The 230-nt window shown below is 44.8% G+C and carries 1 protein-coding gene; it reads left to right on the top strand.

The window, feature by feature from the left end:
* Positions 1 to 230 (top strand): hypothetical protein (locus ACSZOX_RS22445; protein WP_437922487.1); only part of this gene is annotated, 230 nt, incomplete at both ends.

The following is a 230-nucleotide window of genomic DNA, read 5'->3' as shown; positions in this document are numbered from 1 at the left end:
GTTTAAACCGAGGTTCAAAGCAGGGGTAACCAAAAATACCACTGATGAAGTAAATCCTGCGGAAAACACCGACATTGCGCCTACAACGGAAAACAAAACACAATCCGAAGATACGCCCGCAAAACCGCTTGGGTTTAAACCGAGGTTCAAAGCAGGGGTAACCAAAAATACCACTGATGAAGTAAATCCTGCGGAAAACACCGACATTGCGCCTACAACGGAAAACAAAA

Source organism: Sphingobacterium sp. LRF_L2 (assembly GCF_965644235.1).
Classification (GTDB): Bacteria; Bacteroidota; Bacteroidia; order Sphingobacteriales; family Sphingobacteriaceae; genus Sphingobacterium.
The sequence above is the reverse complement of the archived record's forward strand: the minus strand, read 5'-3'. Positions and strand labels throughout refer to the sequence as shown.